At 57.5% G+C, this 285-nt stretch carries 1 pseudogene; it reads right to left on the bottom strand.

Annotation, left to right across the window (positions count from 1 at the left end):
• Positions 1 to 63 precede the first annotated feature (63 nt).
• A pseudogene (locus ACT3UQ_RS19780) lies at positions 64 to 285 on the bottom strand (IS256-like element ISAar5 family transposase); the annotation flags it as partial.

Here is a 285-nt window from a genome sequence, read left to right as displayed (position 1 = left end):
ATAGGCAATAAATGGTGTCTGCCCGGGTGTGTCACCCGGCCAAACCCCATCTAAACCGAGGCTCTAGCGGCTCCGTCCACCCCAGCCAGACCTGGCGAAGTGCCCTTCCTCGGCAATGGCAGCGGTCCCATAAAAATCAGGGCCAATCTGTTTCTCCTCGGCTGACTTGTCTGTGGGGTCCAACAGAACCATTCGCAAGCACGCCGGCGATGCTCAATGGGCATCCCGCGATGGTAGAAAATCATTGCTCTGATCCCGGAGTTCACCGCGCCTTCAATCATGGTC

Source organism: Glutamicibacter sp. AOP12-B1-11, from assembly GCF_052379245.1.
Classification (GTDB): Bacteria; Actinomycetota; Actinomycetes; order Actinomycetales; family Micrococcaceae; genus Glutamicibacter.
This window is presented reverse-complemented; position numbering and strand designations above follow the sequence as displayed.